The 20079-nt window shown below is 50.8% G+C and carries 16 protein-coding genes; 7 read left to right on the top strand and 9 right to left on the bottom strand.

Annotation, left to right across the window (positions count from 1 at the left end):
* Nucleotides 1–89: 89 nt before the first annotated feature.
* A complete protein-coding gene (locus tag F4Y64_06235) occupies nt 90–2735 on the bottom strand; it encodes a cellulase family glycosylhydrolase (GenBank protein MXX97198.1) in 2646 nt (881 codons plus the stop codon).
* 238 nt (nt 2736–2973) lie between these two features.
* Nucleotides 2974–3345 (bottom strand): (2Fe-2S)-binding protein, encoded by a 372-nt coding sequence (locus tag F4Y64_06230; GenBank protein ID MXX97197.1) that lies wholly within the window; start codon nt 3343–3345, stop codon nt 2974–2976.
* Nucleotides 3346–3401: 56 nt separating this feature from the next.
* Between F4Y64_06230 and F4Y64_06225 the strand changes: the two genes are divergently transcribed.
* Nucleotides 3402–4685, top strand: a complete 1284-nt coding sequence (locus F4Y64_06225) for a beta-lactamase family protein (protein ID MXX97196.1) — start codon at nt 3402–3404, stop codon at nt 4683–4685.
* Between the two features lie 39 nt (nt 4686–4724).
* Nucleotides 4725–5018 carry a zinc ribbon domain-containing protein gene (locus tag F4Y64_06220; GenBank protein ID MXX97195.1) on the top strand — a complete coding sequence of 98 codons (294 nt, stop codon included), beginning with the start codon at nt 4725–4727 and terminating at the stop codon, nt 5016–5018.
* A gap of 74 nt (nt 5019–5092) precedes the next feature.
* Here F4Y64_06220 and F4Y64_06215 read toward each other — a convergent pair whose 3' ends face one another.
* The 4 genes from F4Y64_06215 to F4Y64_06200 are packed head-to-tail and all read right to left on the bottom strand — an operon-like array spanning nt 5093 to nt 9213.
* A complete protein-coding gene (locus F4Y64_06215; protein MXX97194.1) occupies nt 5093–5854 on the bottom strand; it encodes a triose-phosphate isomerase in 762 nt (253 codons plus the stop codon).
* Between the two features lie 5 nt (nt 5855–5859).
* Entirely contained in the window at nt 5860–7233 is a 1374-nt protein-coding gene (locus tag F4Y64_06210) for a redoxin domain-containing protein (protein MXX97193.1), read from the bottom strand.
* Nucleotides 7230–8690 carry an Asp-tRNA(Asn)/Glu-tRNA(Gln) amidotransferase subunit GatB gene (gene gatB, locus F4Y64_06205; GenBank protein MXX97192.1) on the bottom strand — a complete coding sequence of 487 codons (1461 nt, stop codon included), beginning with the start codon at nt 8688–8690 and terminating at the stop codon, nt 7230–7232. Before gatB ends, F4Y64_06210 begins: the two co-directional genes overlap by 4 nt.
* Nucleotides 8691–8730: 40 nt before the next feature.
* Entirely contained in the window at nt 8731–9213 is a 483-nt protein-coding gene (locus tag F4Y64_06200; GenBank protein ID MXX97191.1) for a thioredoxin-dependent thiol peroxidase, read from the bottom strand.
* 324 nt (nt 9214–9537) lie between these two features.
* Here F4Y64_06200 and F4Y64_06195 point away from each other — a divergent pair, with 324 nt between their 5' ends.
* Nucleotides 9538–10020: a hypothetical protein gene (locus F4Y64_06195; GenBank protein ID MXX97190.1), complete on the top strand. Its 483-nt coding sequence runs from the start codon at nt 9538–9540 to the stop codon at nt 10018–10020.
* 466 nt (nt 10021–10486) lie between these two features.
* Here the strand turns inward: F4Y64_06195 and F4Y64_06190 are convergent, their stop codons facing one another.
* Complete coding sequence (locus F4Y64_06190; GenBank protein ID MXX97189.1) at nt 10487–10939, bottom strand: hypothetical protein; 453 nt, start codon at nt 10937–10939, stop codon at nt 10487–10489.
* Between the two features lie 389 nt (nt 10940–11328).
* Between F4Y64_06190 and F4Y64_06185 the strand changes: the two genes are divergently transcribed.
* A complete protein-coding gene (locus F4Y64_06185) occupies nt 11329–12057 on the top strand; it encodes a SprT family zinc-dependent metalloprotease (protein MXX97188.1) in 729 nt (242 codons plus the stop codon).
* Nucleotides 12058–12207: 150 nt separating this feature from the next.
* Here the strand turns inward: F4Y64_06185 and F4Y64_06180 are convergent, their stop codons facing one another.
* Nucleotides 12208–14106: a dehydrogenase gene (locus tag F4Y64_06180; protein MXX97187.1), complete on the bottom strand. Its 1899-nt coding sequence runs from the start codon at nt 14104–14106 to the stop codon at nt 12208–12210.
* A gap of 80 nt (nt 14107–14186) precedes the next feature.
* Complete coding sequence (locus F4Y64_06175) at nt 14187–15605, bottom strand: sugar transferase (protein ID MXX97186.1); 1419 nt, start codon at nt 15603–15605, stop codon at nt 14187–14189.
* 309 nt (nt 15606–15914) lie between these two features.
* On the opposite strand from F4Y64_06175, the gene F4Y64_06170 reads away from it, so the two are divergent.
* From F4Y64_06170 to F4Y64_06160, 3 genes are read left to right on the top strand one after another with little or no spacing between them, the layout of a single operon-like run.
* On the top strand, nt 15915–17573 hold the full coding sequence (locus tag F4Y64_06170) for a capsule assembly Wzi family protein (GenBank protein MXX97185.1): 1659 nt from the start codon (nt 15915–15917) through the stop codon (nt 17571–17573).
* Nucleotides 17570–18139, top strand: a complete 570-nt coding sequence (locus tag F4Y64_06165; protein MXX97184.1) for a hypothetical protein — start codon at nt 17570–17572, stop codon at nt 18137–18139. The genes F4Y64_06170 and F4Y64_06165 overlap by 4 nt, the downstream gene beginning before the upstream one ends.
* Entirely contained in the window at nt 18139–20055 is a 1917-nt protein-coding gene (locus F4Y64_06160; protein ID MXX97183.1) for a hypothetical protein, read from the top strand. The genes F4Y64_06165 and F4Y64_06160 overlap by 1 nt, the downstream gene beginning before the upstream one ends.
* Nucleotides 20056–20079: the final 24 nt, after the last annotated feature.

Below are 20079 nucleotides of genomic sequence, written 5' to 3'. Positions count from 1 at the left end.
ACCCAGTTCGCATTCATTGCAAGCTACCGACCACGTTCCGATAAACACATCGGTGGCGATACCTGCCCAGTCTGAAATATGGCCTGACGCTATCTGCCTCCGACGACCAGCGGTCGCGTAAACATCTGCGGTTCCTGAGACCCCATGAGTTGCAATCGCAGGATATACACTCCTGGTGCCAAGTCTGGTGCCAACGAAAACTCATGTTTCCCCGCACCATAAGATGCCTTTTCTGATTCGAATACCTGGCGCCCTAGCACATCGTATAACACCGCAGACACGGATACTAACTCCGGGGTGGAGAACGATATATTGACCTCCTCTATGAATGGATTCGGGTAGGTCGCGAGCAGCTCCGATTCAATGAGTCCGCGCTCCGTCTCCACATTGACAGGGGACACCCGGTGGAATGTCATTCGATTGAGATTCACTTCCTGGTCTGCAAAAGTTACTCGGAGGACACGTCCACTGCCAGCCTTTAGTTCAGGTGTACGTACGCTCCGGGTCACCCAGTTCTGCCAGCCTCCGGTGTTGCCGACTTCGATCTCCCCAATCCGCTCGCCATCCATGGAAAGGATTAAATCTGTCCCGGTTCGATCACCACCGCTTGCACTTGCACCTCGAATATCAATTTCGTAGACTGCATCCTCCAGAATATCAACAGTATACTCTATCCATTCAAATCGATTTGTCCACCCGACATTGTATTCGAATCCTTCGGGATCGGTTGAAATCTCAATGTCTACCCCATCATTGCGATAATTATAGCCCCTATTGCCCGTGGTTTCTCCAACTCTCCAAACGTCCGTATCATTATACGCTACCCCTTGATTTCCCAGATCATAGTCAACAGCATTGATGATCCCTGGAAGCTCATGCTTCTTGAACGGCTTTTGCTTCGTTCCATATTCGGGATCAAAGAGCGCGGCCAGGAGGCCTCGGTTTACTTTAGCAGAATCAAGCTCCAAATTTTGGGCCATCGCTAAAAGACCCCGGGCTGCTGCTTCTGCGGAGGGTTTAGGTCCCTGCCTATTACGCCAATACGTAATTACAGCCTCGTAACCCCGTGCAAACGGCGAACTGAGGGGACTGGTAATTGTCTCAATTTTTTTATGCGTCCACCAGTTAATTCCAATTCTATGTTCCTCCACCAATCTTGTCATCGCATAAAACCAGGCATTGGAATTCTCTCCTGTCTCGCCCAGATAAAGCGGGACCTGATCCTCGCTCCTCATATTGAGCAAGTACTGGATCGCTCCCTGATCCGCTCCCTTCCAGTAATGATGGAATGCATAGACAATATTGTCTCTGTGATTTGAAATATCCCGCAGATGCTCGTCAAATGACGTAGCCCAGTAATTGCCCTCAAGAAAGAACAGATGATTGGGGGAAATCGGCTGGACTGCGTTAATGATCTGAGTATACAGATCTGCCAAGTCTTTTCCAGGTATTCCCTCTGGGAGGACTGGCTCATTGATGAGATCGTACCCCATAATGATGGGATCATCGCTATACCGACGGGCGATTTCACGCCAGATCTTGATGGTTTGCGGCCAGTACTTGTCGGGTTCAGTCCAAAGCCGAGCTTCCCCATCACTGTCTGCAATCCCTCCCTCACTCTGCGCTCCTGGAACTGCGTGCATATCTAGAAGGACCGCAAGGTCATTCTTCCTGCACCATTCAAGAAATATATCCAATAGCTCAAAACCGTCCTCATCCCACGCGTCCATTTCAGGATCATAAAACAGGCGATAATGGAATGGGAGTCGAATATGATCAAACCCCCAATCCTTGATTGCTTCTATATCCTTCTCCTGTACATACTTCTCCGTGAATAACTCAAAGAACCTCTCTGTGTTTGCCTCACCGACGAGATCAATCATCTGATTCCGTATCCCGGAAGGCCCATCCGTTGTCCCTGGTGGCGTTGAGATATGCAGCATATAGCCTTCCGGTAGCAGCCATCCTCCCAGCCCCACCCCTTTCATAACAATCGGTTGACCGCTCCCATCCAGAATCTCGGTTCCATCGACACTGAAGTAGCCGTCCGAGGGAAGCCGAACTGTCTGTAACGCAAAACGAAACGTTCCGACTGGTTTAACCTCTCCGTCAACCAAAAATGGAGATTCCGTTATGCGCTTGATATTCTCCCGTGGATTTGTGGGCTGATTCGGTGAGGTATAATCGGATCCACTGTCTGTTCCTGCATCATAGACGAATAAGTCTACCTCAAGCGTATCAATCCAGTTCATGTCCTCATCCAGCAGGTTCAATCCTGACACACCAACAAACCAATCTGGACTGGGCGCCAACATGGATGTAACGGTGACCAGATTCCACGGAGGTCGAATATCGAATGTGACTTTGGTAGAGGTTGGAGGACGGCCTAAACCACGCCCACTAATGATCGCCTCGGCATTATTATCCCCTTTGGCCTGGTCGATTTCACTTCGAAGCGTCCCCGTGGCTCCAAGCTCTGCCATACTCTTGATTCCGTCACTGGCAGTTGCCCCTGTCCTCCAAAACTGCACTGCATCATTATGGGTACCCCCGATCAACGGGGAGAAGTGGGGGTTGGGTGGATAGCCCGTGGGATGTGTATCGGCAGTCCATGTTGATGTGTAGGTGAGCTCATAGGTGGCGGTGCCCTGTGCCATCGCCATGGATGAGAATAAAAAAGCACTCGCCATACAACAGAACAGGCATCTTTGAAGCACAAATAAAATTTTTCTCATTCCTAATCCAGTTTTTTTGTGATACCACTCGACACAACCGGTGCCTGTTGGTGGAATTTATGCACTATCACGATCTGAAATATAACGTATTAGCCCCACTATTACCCGAGAAAGCCGAAGCCAATTCTTCCGCCCCCGCGTGGGCTATGGACTGGAGGATTGGACGATTGTACTCCGATTGTGGGTATGCGCAAAAACAGAGAATCCGAGCCTGCTCTGGCCAAGACGATCTATCGATTTATGCCCCTTCTGGGGAGTGCTCAATCCAGTCTGGTATAGGTGTGACGGTATCTTCGGGAGGCGGGCCTGGATCCGACCATCCCATCTCCTCGACCATCATTAATGGCTTGACGGTCATATCCTCCTCTACGAGGATTTGGCACGAGAGTCGAACCTCACCGAGTAATTCGCGCTCTACTAATTTGTCTTGCTCTGCCCGCGAAATGACCTCAGGCTCTCCCGCAATGAACTCTACACGACAAGTGGTACAACGTGCATAGCCACCACAGCGATGTCCAAGATTCACTCCATGCGTCCGCAGTGCATTGACGAGCCGCTGCCCAGGCTCTACTTCAATTGCCCCGTGTCCCGGGATTGTTATCTTTGGCATGTTGTCTGAGTTTTTAACCGAATGCACCGAATATACTGCCATCACTCTAATAAATCATGAATAAACCGTTTCGTTGGACTCCCCGTCTTCTTATTTGCGGGCTCTTGGTACTGGGAGCTTGCCGATCCGCCAGAGAAACTGCACTCGAAGGCCCCCTCAATCCGGGACCTGTCAATATCCCGTCTATTCAGCCATTGATATCTACTTTGGATTCACCGACCGTCGTTTATCCAAGTGCCCTGATGCGCATGGATTCACTGATCATTGAATTTATAAACGCACAGGCTTTCCCTGGCGCAGTCCTCTCTGTAGGAAAAGGCATCGAAATTATCAAAATGACTGGCTATGGTGCGTACACCTACCGTTCCAGGCGACGTATGCTTCCGGAGTCTGTCTTCGATCTGGCTTCCCTCACCAAAGTGGTTGCGACGACAACGGCATCCATGCTGCTCTATGAGCGAGGACAACTGGATATAGATGCCCCTGTTTCCCGTTACCTGGACACGTTCAACACTCCAGAGCGGCAATCCATTACAATCCGGCACCTTCTGACACATACGAGTGGACTGCCCGCATGGAGACCGTTCTACCAGGATGGAATTACAGCGCGTGATGCCGTTCTGGGAGAGATCCTCTCCGCTGAGCTTCTCACCGAACCAGGAGAAGAATATCGCTACAGCGACTTTGGTATGATATCACTTGCACTGGTCATTGAAGAAATCACCGGAGAGCCTTTCGATCAATGGTGTACCCGCAATATTTTTGATCCACTGGGCATGAGGTCAACCGGCTTCCGTAGCACAGGAAAGCCAGATCCTAATATCGTTCCCACTGAACTGGATGACTACTTCCGCAATCGCCTTATCCAAGGAGAGGTCCATGACGAAACCGCATGGTCCCTCGGAGGGGTGGCCGGTCATGCCGGGCTTTTTTCTACGGCGCTTGACCTCTCACAATTTGCCCAGATGATGGTGCAACGGGGCTATCATGATGGGAGAACATTTCTTCAAGCCAGTACGATTGATCAATTTACTGCAGTCGTCGATACTTCATTGAGTACACGCGCGCTGGGTTGGGATACCCGAAATCTAAACGACGAGCCATCCTCTGCGGGCCTGTACTTCGGACCACGAAGTTATGGTCACACCGGATTCACAGGCACTTCGATATGGATTGATCCTGACTCGGAGGCCTGGGTGATCCTGCTCACAAACCGTGTTTATCCGACAAGAGATGAGTATGAACGGTTCCGGGGAATTCGAGGGTCGATTGCCGATGCCGCCTACGAAGCATTCTTCTGGCCGGTCCCAATCCCCGAAGTGGAACAATCCTCCCAGTAATGCTTTAGCGTGGGCTGTCTTTACTGTACTGCATTCTGCATGCCAACGTACGACTATAAACGCGCCGACGGAACCGTCTTTGAAGCGTCTCAGTCCATTACCGCCGAACCGTTCACAGAATGCCCCACGACCGGTCAGCCCGTAAAGCGGGTCATCAGCGGGGGTACGGGGTTTATCTTAAAGGGAACTGGGTTTTACCAAACGGATTACGCAGCGAAGCCCGTTGCAGAAAAACCAAAAGATTCCAAGACGGAGGATCAAGAGCCCAAAGGGGCGACCAACGGGAAACTTGCCGACGAGAAAAAATCCGTTCCATCCAAGAGTGAGGAATAACCTCTGGTGTCCCCTAATCGACACCACCAGCGTGTCGGTGTGCTAAAAATAATTCCCTGCCCCCCACGGAGGATTCATCCAGCCTGCACCTGCTGTGCAGCGTGAATTATCTGCCCAAAAACTTCAGGAGTGAGGCTCGCTCCGCCGATCAGTCCGCCATCTACATCCTCCTGGCTCAGGAGCTCTTTCGCGTTCGAAGGTTTCATGCTGCCTCCGTAAAGGATAAGCAGATCCGCGGCAATGTTTTTGCCAAACTGCTGGCGTACAAGCGTTCGGATAAACCTGTGCATGTCCTGAGCTTGCTCCGGGCTTGCCGTTTCGCCAGTACCGATTGCCCAGACCGGCTCATATGCGATCACGATTGAGTTTGCCGACTGGATCTTCAGTCCTTCCAGAGCATGCTTGACCTGAGTGGCCACAACCTGCTCCTCTTTCCCAGCCATCCGCTGATTCAGTTGTTCTCCCACACAAATAATAGGGATCAGGCCAGCCTTGACGGCTTGTTTCACTTTGCTGCTCACTCCGGAATCGGTTTCCCCGAAATGCTGTCGCCTCTCTGAGTGACCAAGAATCACGTAGTGGCACCCCACTGAGAGAAGCATCCGTGCAGAGACTTCACCGGTGTAAGCTCCCTGATCAGCCCAATACATGTTTTGTGCTCCTAGGCGTACCCGACTGCCATCCAGTGCCGCGCCGACACCACTCAAACAAGGGCTGGGGGGACATACGGCAATTCTGACCGCTCCTGCACTTTTGCTTTCCTGAACGACCCCCTGCGCCAACTCTACTGCAGAGCCGGCATCTGTATTCATTTTCCAATTTCCTGCGATAAGCATCTGGATTACTGTTCCTGTTGTTCTAAAATTCCCATCAAATATTCATGGAGTGCTGCCATGGTGCCTCCAACATACTTATTTACAAGGTTCCCTTCTGGGTCAATGAGATAGCGTGTTGGAAGAACATTGATATTGTACTTCTGTGCAACCTCCTGTCCCCCATATACATGCCGTCCAGGGACATCCCGTTCTTCAAAAAACGCTTCATTCACCAGCGTATCAGGTTGCATGGAGATGGAGACCACCTCGACCTGATCGGCCCCTAAAACCACAATCATATCATTACGGCCAGGTAACTCCCGCTGATACAAATCATCTTCCGGACGATAGAACTCCAGAACTACATGCCTGCCTCTCAAATCCTGTAACCTTAAGGAGTCTCCGTTGGCCTCTCGAACCGCAAATGCGGGGGCTTTCATTCCGGGAAGCAGATTCTGCACTTCGTACGCGGCCCGTTCTGCCCATATGGCCCACTGTGTACCTTCAAAGTCGTCCTGCATGGTTTCGGTCACTGAAAGTGCAGCATCAAACTCCATACTGTCTATATGGGCAAGTACGCGCTCGGATGCAATCTCCGCTCGTTGGAGATCGGTTACCGCCCGTTCCATCAGATCATCCAGCAGTGCCAATGCAGCCAACTGACCACCCAGGCGAGCCTTTGCCTTCCTGGCCGCCCGAGCCGCATCGCCGTAGCGCCTATTTGAAGGGGGCAGCTGCTGCATCCGGGCAACTGCAACAGAATCATCCCAGCCGGTCCCCATCAAGATTGACTCCGCAACTGCAAGTTCAGCTCCCATAGAGTTTGGGAATGTCTGCTGTAGATTCCATAGAATCATCGTTGTTTGTGAAACGCGGGTACGCACCTCTTCCTCATCGTATACCTCCGACTGTACAAGCTCAACCAACGCCTGTTCGTGCTGTGTACGGATATTTTGATACGCTTGCAGAGATGCATTCTCGGCAGACCGGATACGTAAGTTCCTTCCATGTAAAGGGAACGCCGCCACCAGTGAAGCGGAGTCTCCTTCTGCAATTGCCATTTGACCGGATGCCTGGATTTGCCCCAACCGACTGATGATCAACCGGTACACTCCACGCCGCGGAGCACTCACCTGCATGGAGAAGGAACCAGTGCTGTCGGTGATCGCATAGCCAAGCGTGTCCGGTTCACCTGCATTGTCTCCTGCCACAAGAACCTCGAACCCACGATAATCCGTAGACGGATCAACCTCCGCGCGAATACTCAGCATGCCCTCAAACGAGCTCTGCACCTGCACCTGCTGCGGGCTCTGCTCGGCCTGGGCGCATGCCAGCCCAGGTACCGTAATGAGTATAGAGTACAATATTGCCTGCTTTGCTCGAATAAATGATCGTTTCATGATCTGCGGCGGGTTAACTCTTCTTTCACTAAGGTATGAACAAGCTTCGGATCCGGCGCTCCATCAAATCGACGCATGACCTGCCCGATAAAGAACCCGATAATCGATTCCTTACCTCGCAAATACAATGCGACCTGTTTGGGGTTTTCCTTCAGGACCAGATCCACAACAGGATGCAAAACACTGCGATCAGAAACCTGAATCAGGTTCCGTTCTCTGGCAATCACTTCCGGGGGGCGATCATCTGTGATCATGGCCTCAAACAGCGACTGTGCAGCGCTAGAACCAATCGTAGCGTCCATCCGCAAATGGGCCAATCTTGCCAAGCGTTCGGGCTGAATCGGGAAATCCGCCATACGAACCTCTTTTTCCTTGCAGGTTCTGAGCACATCCCCCATAATAAAATTCGACAGTGCCTTTGCCCGATCAGGAAGTGAATAATCAGATTCCGAGGATTGGAGCACTTCCAGGGCCTGCTCAAAATAATCAGCAACCGGCCGCTCGTCGGTCAGAACCTGCGCATCATATTCAGGTAACTGCAATGTATGAACATAGTCGTGATAGCGCTCATCAGGAAGCCGTGGCATCTCCTCTTCAATAGCTGCCTTGGCAGCTTCTGTTACCAGAACAGGAGGCAAATCTGGATCCGGAAAATAGCGATAGTCGTGTGCCTCTTCCTTTGACCGCATGGGGAAGGTCTCTGCGGATGTATCGTCCCACAGGCGGGTTTCGTGTGTCACGCTCTCTCCACGTCTCAAGAGGGCAACCTGCCGCTGAACTTCGTAGTCAATGGCCCGCTCCACATGGCGAAACGAGTTCATGTTCTTGATCTCCGTCTTCGTGCCGAGTGTCTGGGTTCCCTTTGGACGAACAGACACATTCGCATCACAGCGCAGTGAACCTTCTTCCATATTTCCGTCGCTGATTTCAAGATATCGAACCAACTGACGAATTTTCTGCATGTACCTGTTTGCCTCGGCACCTGATCGCAAATCAGGTTCAGAAACGATTTCCAAAAGTGGTACCCCGCAGCGATTATAATCAAGAAGCGTATGGACCGGATCCTGATCATGCAGGGACTTGCCTGCATCTTCTTCAATATGGATCCGCGTAATCCCAATTCGGCGGCCCGCTTCAATGTCAAGGTGCCCTGCCGCGCAGATCGGTTGTTCAAATTGCGATATCTGATAGCCTTTGGGAAGATCCGGATAGAAGTAGTGTTTTCGTGCCAGGATACTTCGCTCGGAAATCTCACAGTTCATGGCCAGACCCAGTCGTACTGCATGTGCAATTACCTTGGCATTGAGAACCGGCAGGGTCCCCGGCAGGCCGAGGCTCACAGGATCAACATGTTGATTCGGAGCAGCTCCGAACTCGGCAGAATCAGGACTGAACGCCTTGGATGCGGTCAGCAACTGGCAGTGAACCTCAAGACCGATGACAGACTCGTACACCATGATGGTGTTTACCCCATCCATGCGATTTATTGGGGATGATCTATTGATGAGTTCCCGGCGATTGCAATTGTGCGAACCCGTCGAGGATTTCCTTGCCGTGAATTCTGTTTTTCGGGCGCTTGAAGATTTTAACAATCTTACCGGACTCGTCAATCAGGAAGGTCGTGCGCTTCACACCTAAAAAGGTTTTTCCATACATCTTCTTTTCTCCCCAAACCCCATAGGTAGTCATGATCTCTTTTTCCGTATCTGCCACAAGAGGAAATGGCAGATTGTACAACGCAGCAAACTTCTGATGGGACTTTACGCTGTCACCAGAAACCCCAATAACCACGATGCCTGCCTCCTGAATTGCCTCCCAATGATCCCGAATACTACACGCTTCCATTGTGCATCCGGGGGTGTCGTCCTTGGGATAAAAGTATAAGGCGACCCTGTGACCGGAAAAATCACTGAGCTGAAGCTCTTCCCCATCTCCTGATCGTCCTGTAAAGCCTGGCGCCTGATCTCCTACTTGTAACATAAAACCCCAAACGATTTGGTTGTGATTTTCATTCGATACACTATTGCTTCTGCACAATAGAACGTCCTTCTACTCGATGCGCGCCGAATGGTTAATTCGGGTAGTCATATTTGAAACAGGGCGGGTACATTATTACGTTTTGCCAAGAATGTCATGGATAGAGCCAATAAGCCGAAAACCACCGAATGGATCCAGCCAAAATAAATTGTGGATCAAGATTGAATCTTCAACGATAGCATAAGACACGACACGGCCTCATTCAGACAATTAAGATGCCCAAGACCATTGCGAAATACAGATTTGGACCGCGGTCGACTCATTTAAATTGTCCTTGCATCCCAAGCAGATCATATCATTTTGCATAGGTCAACGCTATTCGGCGGCGATCCAGTGGGAATTGTTGATAGTACCACGCCATACAAAGAAATCAACTGGACCGTTGGGATTTGGAACTGGCCCATAAAAGTATCCTGCCCAGAGCGTGCAATCCTTGAATTGGTTGCCGAATTGCGTGGAAATTCAGATTTCGAATATGTCGACCTGATCTTCGAACACTTGATAAGGCTGCGTCCACAACTGCTCATGAGACTCTTGCTGGCCTGCCGCAGTGTTAAGGTCCGGCGACTGTTTTTCGTTTTCGCCGACCGCCACAAACACGACTGGTTAGAATTCTTGGAACCTAAACAGATTGACTTCGGAAGTGGGCCGCGTGCGCTTGTTGGAGGTGGGGCATTCCATCCCACCTATCACATCTCCCTCCCCAATTTCCTACTGGATACTTCCTACGAGGATGAATCCATCTTCTAAGTAATCTGCCCAGGTTCAACTGCTGATGGATGTGCTGCCGAATGTTAGGAAGGAAGCATCATTGGCGCTCACGGGCCTGACAAACCGCGAGGCTGGTCCTGTAGATTCGTTTAGGTGCCCGCGGGGCTTTGTTGTCGGAAAGGATTGCTAATCCAAAAGGTTGTTTTCCTTAAGAATCTTCAATATTTCCTTGGGGGAGACGTTGTCTTTGTCACTCTTAAGATAAATGCACAAGGCTACAAAACGTGCGTCATCCTTGTAGTATACAATCCGCGCACCTTTTCTTCGTCCCATATTTCCCGTACCACATCTTGCTTTGAATACGGGGAATCCATGTAATTTTGGGAATTGGTCCCCATCTGGTGTTTCGTTAGCATTTAAAGCGTCTAATCTCTCCTCAACCCCGCTCTTCAACCCTTGGTGTTTGTGTAGTTTCTTGAGTTGTTTGTTAAATGTTTTGGTCTTTTCAATTATCCGCTGGTACATTAATAATATTTCCTACTTCTGTCTTTATCATGTCAGCAAATTCTTCGCTTGAGGCTAAAGCACAAGTTTCTGCAACATCTTCAATTCGACTTGCAAGATATTCTAGCTTATCACATGCCTTTGATTTCCACTCTACGTATTCAGGCAAAGCCTTAATATTCTCTATACGTTGATCCACATGTTCCAGAATGGAAGTTGCTTTAACACATACCTCCTTTAGATATTTACGGTCTTCCTCGGATGACACATCTAATCGTCCTAATAGAGTAGCAACATCCTCTATTGTGTCAAGATGAGTGTCCATTATAGAATAATCTGGCTCAGGATAGTATACCGGATCAGGTATCTGCACCCTTTCAAGACGCGAAAAAGTCCTTTCTCTAAGAAAAAGTTCTAAGTCATTATTGTCTGTATGTATTTGAGCGTGCACCATAATTCAGCAAGTTGTGAAAGATTTCTAGGAAATCGGGTAACAACCCTCGGTCTGTTTGTTGTGTAGTGAAGCGTTGAGAATAGTTAGATAGGAACAATATTACCCACCTTCATACTAACACCTAGGTTCAGTCCAAGTTAGTACCTATCGTATAGATCTACACAAATCAACACAATCCTACGCAAAAAGTGCCCAAAGTTGCCAAAAGTAATTTTGTATACGATGTGTACGCAACCCTCGCGATATCAATGACCGCCTTAAGTGATCGGATAAAATCGGAGTGGGGATCGAATTCGAAAGAATATTCAATGAGCTGTAAGACTTCCAAAAAACAACCCAGAACTTCGCAAGCCTGCACCGTGCCACAGCATTGAATTGTTTGCTATAACATGAACTACCGCAAAATCCTGACTGACTGTAACGGTGCAAACTGGCAGGTTCTGTTTGATATTGGCGATCAGGTGAAGTTCAGTACCAGCCCCCATGTGTACCAGACCGGTACAATCAAAAAACTTAACCCAAAGCGCGCCGTGGTAGATTGTGATACCTCTATCTGGAATGTCTCCTATGGCCTACTGAATCACGTAAGTGATGCAACTAGCAACGAACGTTATCAGCGATTAGAACGATTAGCAAAAATTGCCAAGCAAGCCCGGAAACTGATGGACCAGCATGGACTGCAGAACTGGTCGGTCGGTTTTAATGGTTCACTCCGACGGCTGGGTACATGCAATTACAGAAAGAAACAGATCCTGCTAAGCCAGACACAATCTGTACGTCGAACACCTGCCGAGACAACCGATGTCATACTCCACGAGATTGCGCACGCACTGGCGGGATCGGATGCTGGTCACGGACTGAAATGGAAAGCGATTGCATCCCGTATTGGGGCCAGACCAAAATCCTGTGCTGCAGAATCTACAGAGGTTTCAGAAAAACAGCAGGCCATTAAAAAAGCTCTTCAAGTCGGTGAGACCGTTACATTCAAGAACAGGAAACAGCAGACCTTAACGGGTGTTGTCATACGTAAGAATCCAAAAACTGCCACCGTGGAGGTTTCGGGAGGGATTTGGCGAATATCCTACATCAGACTCACGATCTCGCAACCTGTCAAATGATCTTGACTTCGGCCGTACCGTCTTCAAATCGATCAGTGGACGGGGCGGGCTTGGGCATCAAATGAGCGAGAATACCCGAGCAGTAGTTCAGGAGGCGTTGCGTATATACCTGTCTCGGGACAAGGTGGATATGGGACGAAAATCTTCTGCCTAATATGCCAGTAATTGCGCAAGTGCTTCCTTCAAGCGCGCATGGGGGGAAAAAATCTCCGTTTCCAAATTGATCGAAAAAGGCACTGATGTATCCAAGCTGGCCACCCGCATCGGCGGTGCATCCAGATATTCAAACGCTTCCTCCGTAATCCTTGCAGCAATCTCGGCACCGAAGCCTCCCGTCATGGTTGCCTCATGCAAAACCAGAAGACGACCTGTCTTCTTCAAGGATTGCAAAACTGTGCCCTGGTCCCAAGGCAACAGTGTACGCAAATCGATCACTTCAATAGAAACTCCCTTTTTCCGTTGCAGGTGCGCTTCCTCCAGGGCCCACTGCACACAGAGTCCGTACGTAACAATCGTGGCATCCTCACCAAGGTGCAGGCAGGCCGCTTTTCCCAGGGGGATATCAAACGCAGCATTTGGTACTAACCCACGCTGACTGCGATAGAGATACTTATGCTCAAAGTACAGAACCGGATTCGGATCTGCAATGGAAGCGAGAAGCAGCCCTTTTGCATCATAGGGAGTGGATGGGATCACCACTTTCAATCCCGGAACATGGCAGAACCAGGCTTCCTTGGACTGGGAATGAAAGGGGCCGGCACCGATATGCCCCCCAAACGGAGCGCGTATGGTCACATTCACCGGTGCATTCCATCGATAATGGGTCGTGGCTAGGTTATTCACAATCTGATTAAACCCACACGAAATAAAGTCGGCATACTGCATTTCTATGATAGGGCGAAAGCCCTCCAAGGCCAGCCCCAAGGCAGCTCCCAGTATCCCACTTTCTATGATCGGAGTATTGCGTACACGCGCAGGCCCGAACTGCTCCAAAAGTCCTGCCGAAGCTTTAAACACCCCTCCATACTCCGCCACATCCTGTCCCATCAGCAGGACACGTTCATCCTCTTCCATTGCCTGTCGCATCGCCTCACAGACTGCGTCAACAAAACGGAGTTCGGACTGCTTGCCCCCAGGCTGGCGAAGCGACTCGCTTCCAACCGCATACACCGCACTTTTTTCCCTGGAAGGAGTGCTTTCCACTAGCGGCTGCGCCAGTGCATACTCGGATGCCTCCTCCACCGACTCAGATATCTCGTCCCGCATCTTTTTCACTTCCTCGGGAGAAATGACCTTCTTTTTGATCAACTGGGCAGTGTATTGATCTACCGGATCCTTCGCTTCCCACTCCTTGATCAATGCTTTGGGCACATACTTGACTCCCGAGGCTTCCTCGTGGCCGCGGCGCCGGAACGTCTTCATTTCAAGAAGTGTGGGACCTTTGCCTTCCCGAGCATGTGCGGCGGCGCTGCGGACCGCAGTAACAACACTCAACACATCGTTGCCATCAATGGATACTCCCGGAAACCCATATCCAAGTGCTGCATCGGCTAGGTTGGTGATAGGCAGCGCCTCTTCGCTTGGCGTTGAGAGGCCGTATCCATTGTTCTCGATGACAAATAGTACGGGCAAATTCCAGACACCCGCCAGACTGCAGGCTTCATGAAAATCCCCTTCCCTCGTGGCACCCTCTCCGCAAAAAACAACGGCAATCTCGTGCGTGCCCTTGAGTTGGGCCGCTTGTGCGATCCCGCAGGCAACCGGCAACATGGCACCCAAGTGAGAGATCATTCCCACGATACGCTTTTCTGGCAGCCCAAAGTGAAATGTCCGGTCCCGCCCCATGGTATATCCCCCGGCTTTCCCCATGATCTGAGAGAACAGCGGTCGCATTGGCACTTCTCGCGTGGTCCATACACCTAGGTTTCGGTGCAGTGGCAGAATCACATCGGTTTCTTCCAGTGCCCAAGTACAACCGACTGCAATGGCTTCCTGACCATAACCGCTGAACCATTTTGATATACGGTTATGGCGGATGAGTCGGAGCATGTGCTCCTCAATGATACGCGGAACCAGGAGTGCGTGGAGCAACTCACGAAGCTCGCTGTGGGGGAACTGTTTGATTTTACTCAATGACCGCCTCCAGATACTACGGCCCGCAGAGTTCGGAACAGAATTTTCAGGTCCATTCGCAAGCTCATATTCTCAATGTAATACAGGTCAAACTTCACCTTTTGCTGTACATCTTCGAGGGAACTGTCATAATGCCACATCACCTGGGCCCAGCCAGTGATCCCAGGTTTGACGCGATGGCGCCGATTATAGAGTGGCACTTTCCCGATCAGCTTCTCTACAAAGTACGGCCGCTCCGGACGGGGACCAACCAGGCTCATGTTACCGCGCAGTACATTCCATAACTGTGGTATTTCATCTAGGCGGGTCTTGCGGAGCCAGCGTCCAACGGATGTGTAGCGTGAATCATCTTTGGAAGCCCACACCGGCCCTGTTTTCGCTTCCGCATCGACTTGCATCGTTCTGAACTTGTACATGGTAAAAACACGCCCCTTTTTCCCGACACGTTTTTGTCTGTAAATTGCCCCTCCCTTCGATGTCACCTTCACGGCAATGGCGAGCCCGATCCAGAGCGGCATCCCGACAACCAGAATGACCAGTGCGACAATCAGATCAATCAACCGCTTCGTATACTGCTCCCAGGCAGGCATCGGAGTCGCCAGTACCTCAATCAGGGGTAAGCCGTAAATGTGTTCCGTCCGTGCCATACCACCGATCACGGAATAGAAATCCGGGACGATTTTGAGAGCCACATTCTTCCCGTCACATAGTCGCAGAACCTCTGCGAGCTCCTTGTGATCCTGGGATCCCAATGCGATCAGCACATCCCGGACCTGCAGATCGTCAATCATATCCGGGAGTCGCTCAACGGCATGTACCGTCTCTCCATCTTCTGTTTCGGATCCGTTGAAGGTCCCATTATCTTGTTGACCTAACCGCACTGCTCCGACGATCTGCAGGCCTGCGGCTGGATATTTGGCAACATCCCGATATAGCCGTTCGACTTGATCCCGCCATCCAACCACTAGTGCACGGTGCATCCCATACCCCCGTAGGATCAATGCCTTTTGCACCGAGCGGACAAGAACCCGCCCAAATGTAACCGTCCCCAATACGGAGGCCCAGTAGATCGCAAAAATAGAGAGGCTTCCCCTCGTGTCCAGTTCGTCGATGAAAATACTGAAGACAAGAATCAGTACTCCGACCGTAATTACCTTCGCTAATGATACAATTTCATCAATCCGACTGGCCGCATGTCGTTCGCGGTACATCCCGGCGAACAGGAGCATGACAATCCAAAAGAGGGCGAGGGCCAACGAGGCATACAAAGGGTAGATCATCTGCCCTTCGGAGCCCTCAAATCCAAGGATCGCAAAACTGTCTGGAAACCTGATCCGTAAGTAAAGAATACAGGAGGCTACTGTGGCAACGATATCCGTAATCAGCAAAGCGATAAATTCAAGCTTGCGGGACATCTATCAAGCAACCTTGTAAACACTTATACATGAGTAATCTACCTCCCGTACCCATACAACCCCTGCAGTCATGGAACAACCCAGATCATCAAAAACCATGAGTACAGACATGAACACAATACAACTTTAGTGCTTAGTTTGGACTATCTGAATTGATTCGACCGCGAAATACGTACTTCAAACCCCTGTTTCCGCACTTCTGGAGGTCACATTAAGCTAATGAATTGATGCATAAACCTTGCACCGTCACGAATTTGCCCCTGTTGTACGCAGAGAACGACCTGACTGTCCTTTGCCTGATTCCAGATCATGCTCCGAGATCTGGTCAGTTCATCTACGGGATGGGGGCTTCCAAGACTGAGGATGAAGCGTATGAATGAATTCACCGTGATGGCATTTTTGTATCGCTACTCATTCCTGTACTCTGTACTGCTTTGCCTGTTGCTTAGCAGCCTGTTTGCACTGCCGGCCAGTCCAGTCCTGGCTCAGGGCAATCGTCTCCTGCCTACGAATGACTATGCCTACGAATATATTGTGCGACTTCAACGCCGGGGACACTTACTGGACTTGAATCCAACATCCCTGCCCTATCGAAGAAAAGAGATATGGGATGCACTGAGTCAAATAGACACTACAAGGCTGAACAGCTCAGAACATCACTGGGTAGATCTACTTCGGAAAAAGCTCCGGCCACCTTCAACCTCCGACGATCAGGTTGCGGTCGGATATACATTTATGGCGGGAACAGATGTGATCAACAGTGACCGCATCGACCCTGTGCGCCCCCAAGGAGATGCAATCAATTTCTATTGGCACGGCACCGCGGCTAGCGGCTACCTGGATGCCGGACCTGTGGTGGCAGAAATGTCCCTGTTTCACAGCCGCTATTATGACCGGGACCCAGACGGTATCGATGCTGGACTGCGCCTGATGGCGCGAAGCGAACATTCCTATGTCGGTTGGAATCACCGCTGGTTATCTGCCTACATCGGCCGATGGGACGTGCACTGGGGATCCTCTGGAGATGCCTCCACGATAATCAGTAGCAACGCACGCAGCCGTGATCAGGTATTCCTACGAATTGGAGGCGATCGTGCATCAGTGACTGCTATTCTGAGCGAACTCGACAGTGCTGTCGACGGGCGATACTATACCGGGCGGGCAGCCGACGATTCCGTCAAATTCGGCAGTACCCGCAGATTCCACGCTGCCCATCGCTGGGATTACCGTCCGACCAGAAAATTCATGCTCAGCTTCATGGAATCTGCGATCTATTCAGGCCCAGGGGCTTCACTCTCTCTGAAATATCTTAACCCCGTCAATCCATTCACATTTGTCGTCGATAACGTTCCGAAAAATGATGATAATAATGGCTTTCTGGCAGGACTCTTATGGGCACAGTTCAAACGCCTCACGCTTCAGGGACAATTCATGGTTGATGATATTCGTCTACAGGCGAATACAGGGCCGGAGACCATTACCTTCGTTTTGACTGGTTCTGCCGCTTATGCCTTGCCGAAAGCGGACTTGAAGTTGACTCTGGAAACCGTCACCTCAAGAGCCTACAATGCACCCCAGGTTGAAGGGCAGTATATCCATCTCAATCGGGGGCTGGCAACTCAGTTCAGCGACTATGTGCATACGTCTTTGTCTCTTGAATTTTACATGGATCACCGGGTTCGGGGATTACGGTTTGGGCCGAAGGTGGACCTGTTGCTTCAGGGCGAGCGGGATATGCGCCAACCATTCCCCGCAAAAACAGAATCCGTGCGTAATCTCTTGGATGGTGACATAGAGCCTACCTTCCGAGGATCCATGAGATTCACGTATCAACCTGTGCATTGGTGGTGGGTTGCTGCAGATGGGGGCATTAATGTGTCCGGTAACAATCAACATCGATTCGTAGGACTCATCAACGCCGGGATCCTACTCACACTTGACAGGACTATCAAGCTTTGGGATTCGTGAGACACATTCTGGCCGCCCTGACCCTGATGTTGATCACTGCTGATTGTCTCGCACAGGCTCCCTTCAGCAGATTGGAACTCCGTGTTCAGGGAACCCAAAATGTGAGTCGAAATCTTTTACACGATTACTGGCACCCTGCAAACGGGGTAAAAGTATCTGCTGCCACGCCATTTTATGCGGGGGACTGGGAGGTCAACCTAGGAGTTCACCGCTTCAATGGTGCCGCTGAAGCCCCTGGATTTGGAGCGCTCTGGATCAGTTCTGGCTGGAGACTTAAAATTCCAGTGACTACTCGGATTAGACTCAAGCCGGGAATTGGGTTCGGGAATTACCGGATGTCATTTGACGAATCCGTCACCAGCTATTCTGGAGAAAGACGTGAGAGCGACTTTGTCGGCAGTATTGGAGTATTGGCCTCACTGGATCTTGGTCGCAAATGGTTTTTGTTTGGTCAGGCCGAGTACCTTCGCGTTCAGACTCGACCCTTGATGCGTCTTTGGTTTATTTCCGCAGGGATTGGTCTCCAGGTAAACACAGGAATATTCCTGCAAACCCTTCTGGAATAATGCGTTGCTGGTGGAAGACCTGTTTCTGTGCCCTTATTGCACTTGGATCTGGGATCTTCAGCACCTCGGCCCAGGTACTGACTGCGGATGATCTTGTTAGAGCGGGAATCACCCGGCTCAGTGATATTCTGGAACTCGCAGATGACTGGGTTGGCAGTTCTACTGAAGGATATCACTGGACGATTGCTCCGCTAGGTACTTCTTGGGAGGCCAGCCCTGACTGGAGTCTGTTCATTGACGGGCAACCGATTAATCTACAGGCACTGAACCAGCAGAGCCTCAACGCACTGCCTCTGACGATTGTGGAAATCTGTGAAGTACAACTGCACGCGCATCCTGTGGTCATCCATGGAATTCTGGCTTCCGGCGGTGCCATTCAGATTACCCGATGTGTTCCCCAAACCGGGATTACCTTTGCCGGACAGCTTAGTGCGGGCAACGAGACTGGTGATCCCGGCCCATACCGATATACGAACTTTGGGGGGCCGAATGTGGATCGCACGGGCCCTACGATCCATAGCAGTCTGGCCATTGCCTCGGAAAATCAATTCGTCCAGATTACGGGAGCTTTGGACGAACACCATGCAACCGACCCACGCATTCACCCGAGAGTGCTCCAGCTCTATCAAGGCGAAAAAGATGCACGTATTCTTCACCGGGCACTAGGACTCAGTGCACGGCTACTTGGCCACAGAATCAGCGCGGGCACCAGTCGAGTGGAAGACTTGAAATTTCTTCCCTTCATGGGAAGAGAGATTCCCTTAGATCAGGAGATCTCATATGCGTCGGCATCTTTTTTCCGAAATAAACTCAGCTATTTATTGTCGGGCAACTCAACCGCCCTGACTACGCGACCGAACCCGGAGTCTGTGTCCGTTGAGTTTACGCAGAGACAACTCTATGCACGCACCTCTCTTCGCACATCAAGGCTGGAGTATGGAGCCAGTGCGGTGCTCGCCGATGGACGCTTTGGGCCCAATCTCGAGCGTGACGGCCTTAGTGCATTGCGCTTGGACGCCATCTTCGAGACTGGCCCTGCGTCTGCCTTCAGGATGAAAGTCATGTCTGCGCTCGCACTTGATAACGGCATCCTGGGCTACGAGTGGTTTACGCATGCACGGCATGAAGAAAGCGGTATCGGTTTACGATTTCTGATCCGGCGGCGGGCGTTGGCTTCCCGAATTAATTTTGTTCATTGGATCATGCGTGGGCACGGCCTTGGAGGTGCTGAGTTCCGTTACCAACTCCCAAGCTCACCCAAACGAGAAACCCTTTATTCTGCCGATCTGGACTGGACAACAGGAGACAGGATCAAACTGCACCTCAGCGGTGGAGTGCGCAGATTCACGGATTCTGTGCGTCCGTTCACCGAATTCACGCTGGATTCAGCCCGAACCCACCTGCAAACCGTAACCAGTATCGTGCCTACCGTGGGAAATATTGCCCGCACGAATCTGCGGATTCATTATCCTCTGACTCAGCAGCTCACACTCAAGATCTACGGCACGTATGCATATCCGTGGTCAAGCATGCATACCTTCCGTGATGCATGGCATCATCGTCTGCAGGTGGGCATGCGAGGGGAGTTCTACCCCAATGATCGGTTCAGCCTGGATCTGCGGTTTCGATACGTTGGTGCGAGTGCATGGCATGCGTTCGAGAGGGCCGCCGAAGAAAACCCAGAGTTTTATGCAATGCGACTGCCTAGTACGGTTCACCTTCACCTGACAGCACAAAAAAGATTCTGGGAAAACCGACTTCGCATAAGTGCTACAATGCGAAATGTGTTGAATCACCCCCACATCACTCACCCTGCAGGCGCCCGAACCCGCTCGTTGTTTCAGGTGACTCTGCGGTACTTATTTGGTTATAACTCCCGAACCACCAGGACACACGTCGCCGGACAAGCTCACTAAAGCTTCAGAACCAGCGATCAAGAC

This window comes from Rhodothermaceae bacterium, assembly GCA_009838195.1.
Lineage (GTDB): Bacteria > Bacteroidota > Rhodothermia > Rhodothermales > Bin80 > Bin80.
Note: the sequence above shows the minus strand (reverse complement) of the source record. Positions and strands in the feature narration are given on the sequence as shown.

Coding starts and splice junctions, on each gene's coding strand:
- F4Y64_06235 (MXX97198.1), bottom strand. CDS start 2,735: ATGAGAAAAATTTTATTTGTGCTTCAAAGATGCCTGTTCTGTTGTATG.
- F4Y64_06230 (MXX97197.1), bottom strand. CDS start 3,345: ATGCCAAAGATAACAATCCCGGGACACGGGGCAATTGAAGTAGAGCCT.
- F4Y64_06225 (MXX97196.1), top strand. CDS start 3,402: ATGAATAAACCGTTTCGTTGGACTCCCCGTCTTCTTATTTGCGGGCTC.
- F4Y64_06220 (MXX97195.1), top strand. CDS start 4,725: ATGCCAACGTACGACTATAAACGCGCCGACGGAACCGTCTTTGAAGCG.
- F4Y64_06215 (MXX97194.1), bottom strand. CDS start 5,854: ATGCTTATCGCAGGAAATTGGAAAATGAATACAGATGCCGGCTCTGCA.
- F4Y64_06210 (MXX97193.1), bottom strand. CDS start 7,233: ATGAAACGATCATTTATTCGAGCAAAGCAGGCAATATTGTACTCTATA.
- gatB (MXX97192.1), bottom strand. CDS start 8,690: ATGGTGTACGAGTCTGTCATCGGTCTTGAGGTTCACTGCCAGTTGCTG.
- F4Y64_06200 (MXX97191.1), bottom strand. CDS start 9,213: ATGTTACAAGTAGGAGATCAGGCGCCAGGCTTTACAGGACGATCAGGA.
- F4Y64_06190 (MXX97189.1), bottom strand. CDS start 10,939: ATGGTGCACGCTCAAATACATACAGACAATAATGACTTAGAACTTTTT.
- F4Y64_06185 (MXX97188.1), top strand. CDS start 11,329: ATGAACTACCGCAAAATCCTGACTGACTGTAACGGTGCAAACTGGCAG.
- F4Y64_06180 (MXX97187.1), bottom strand. CDS start 14,106: ATGCTCCGACTCATCCGCCATAACCGTATATCAAAATGGTTCAGCGGT.
- F4Y64_06175 (MXX97186.1), bottom strand. CDS start 15,605: ATGTCCCGCAAGCTTGAATTTATCGCTTTGCTGATTACGGATATCGTT.
- F4Y64_06170 (MXX97185.1), top strand. CDS start 15,915: ATGCTCCGAGATCTGGTCAGTTCATCTACGGGATGGGGGCTTCCAAGA.
- F4Y64_06160 (MXX97183.1), top strand. CDS start 18,139: ATGCGTTGCTGGTGGAAGACCTGTTTCTGTGCCCTTATTGCACTTGGA.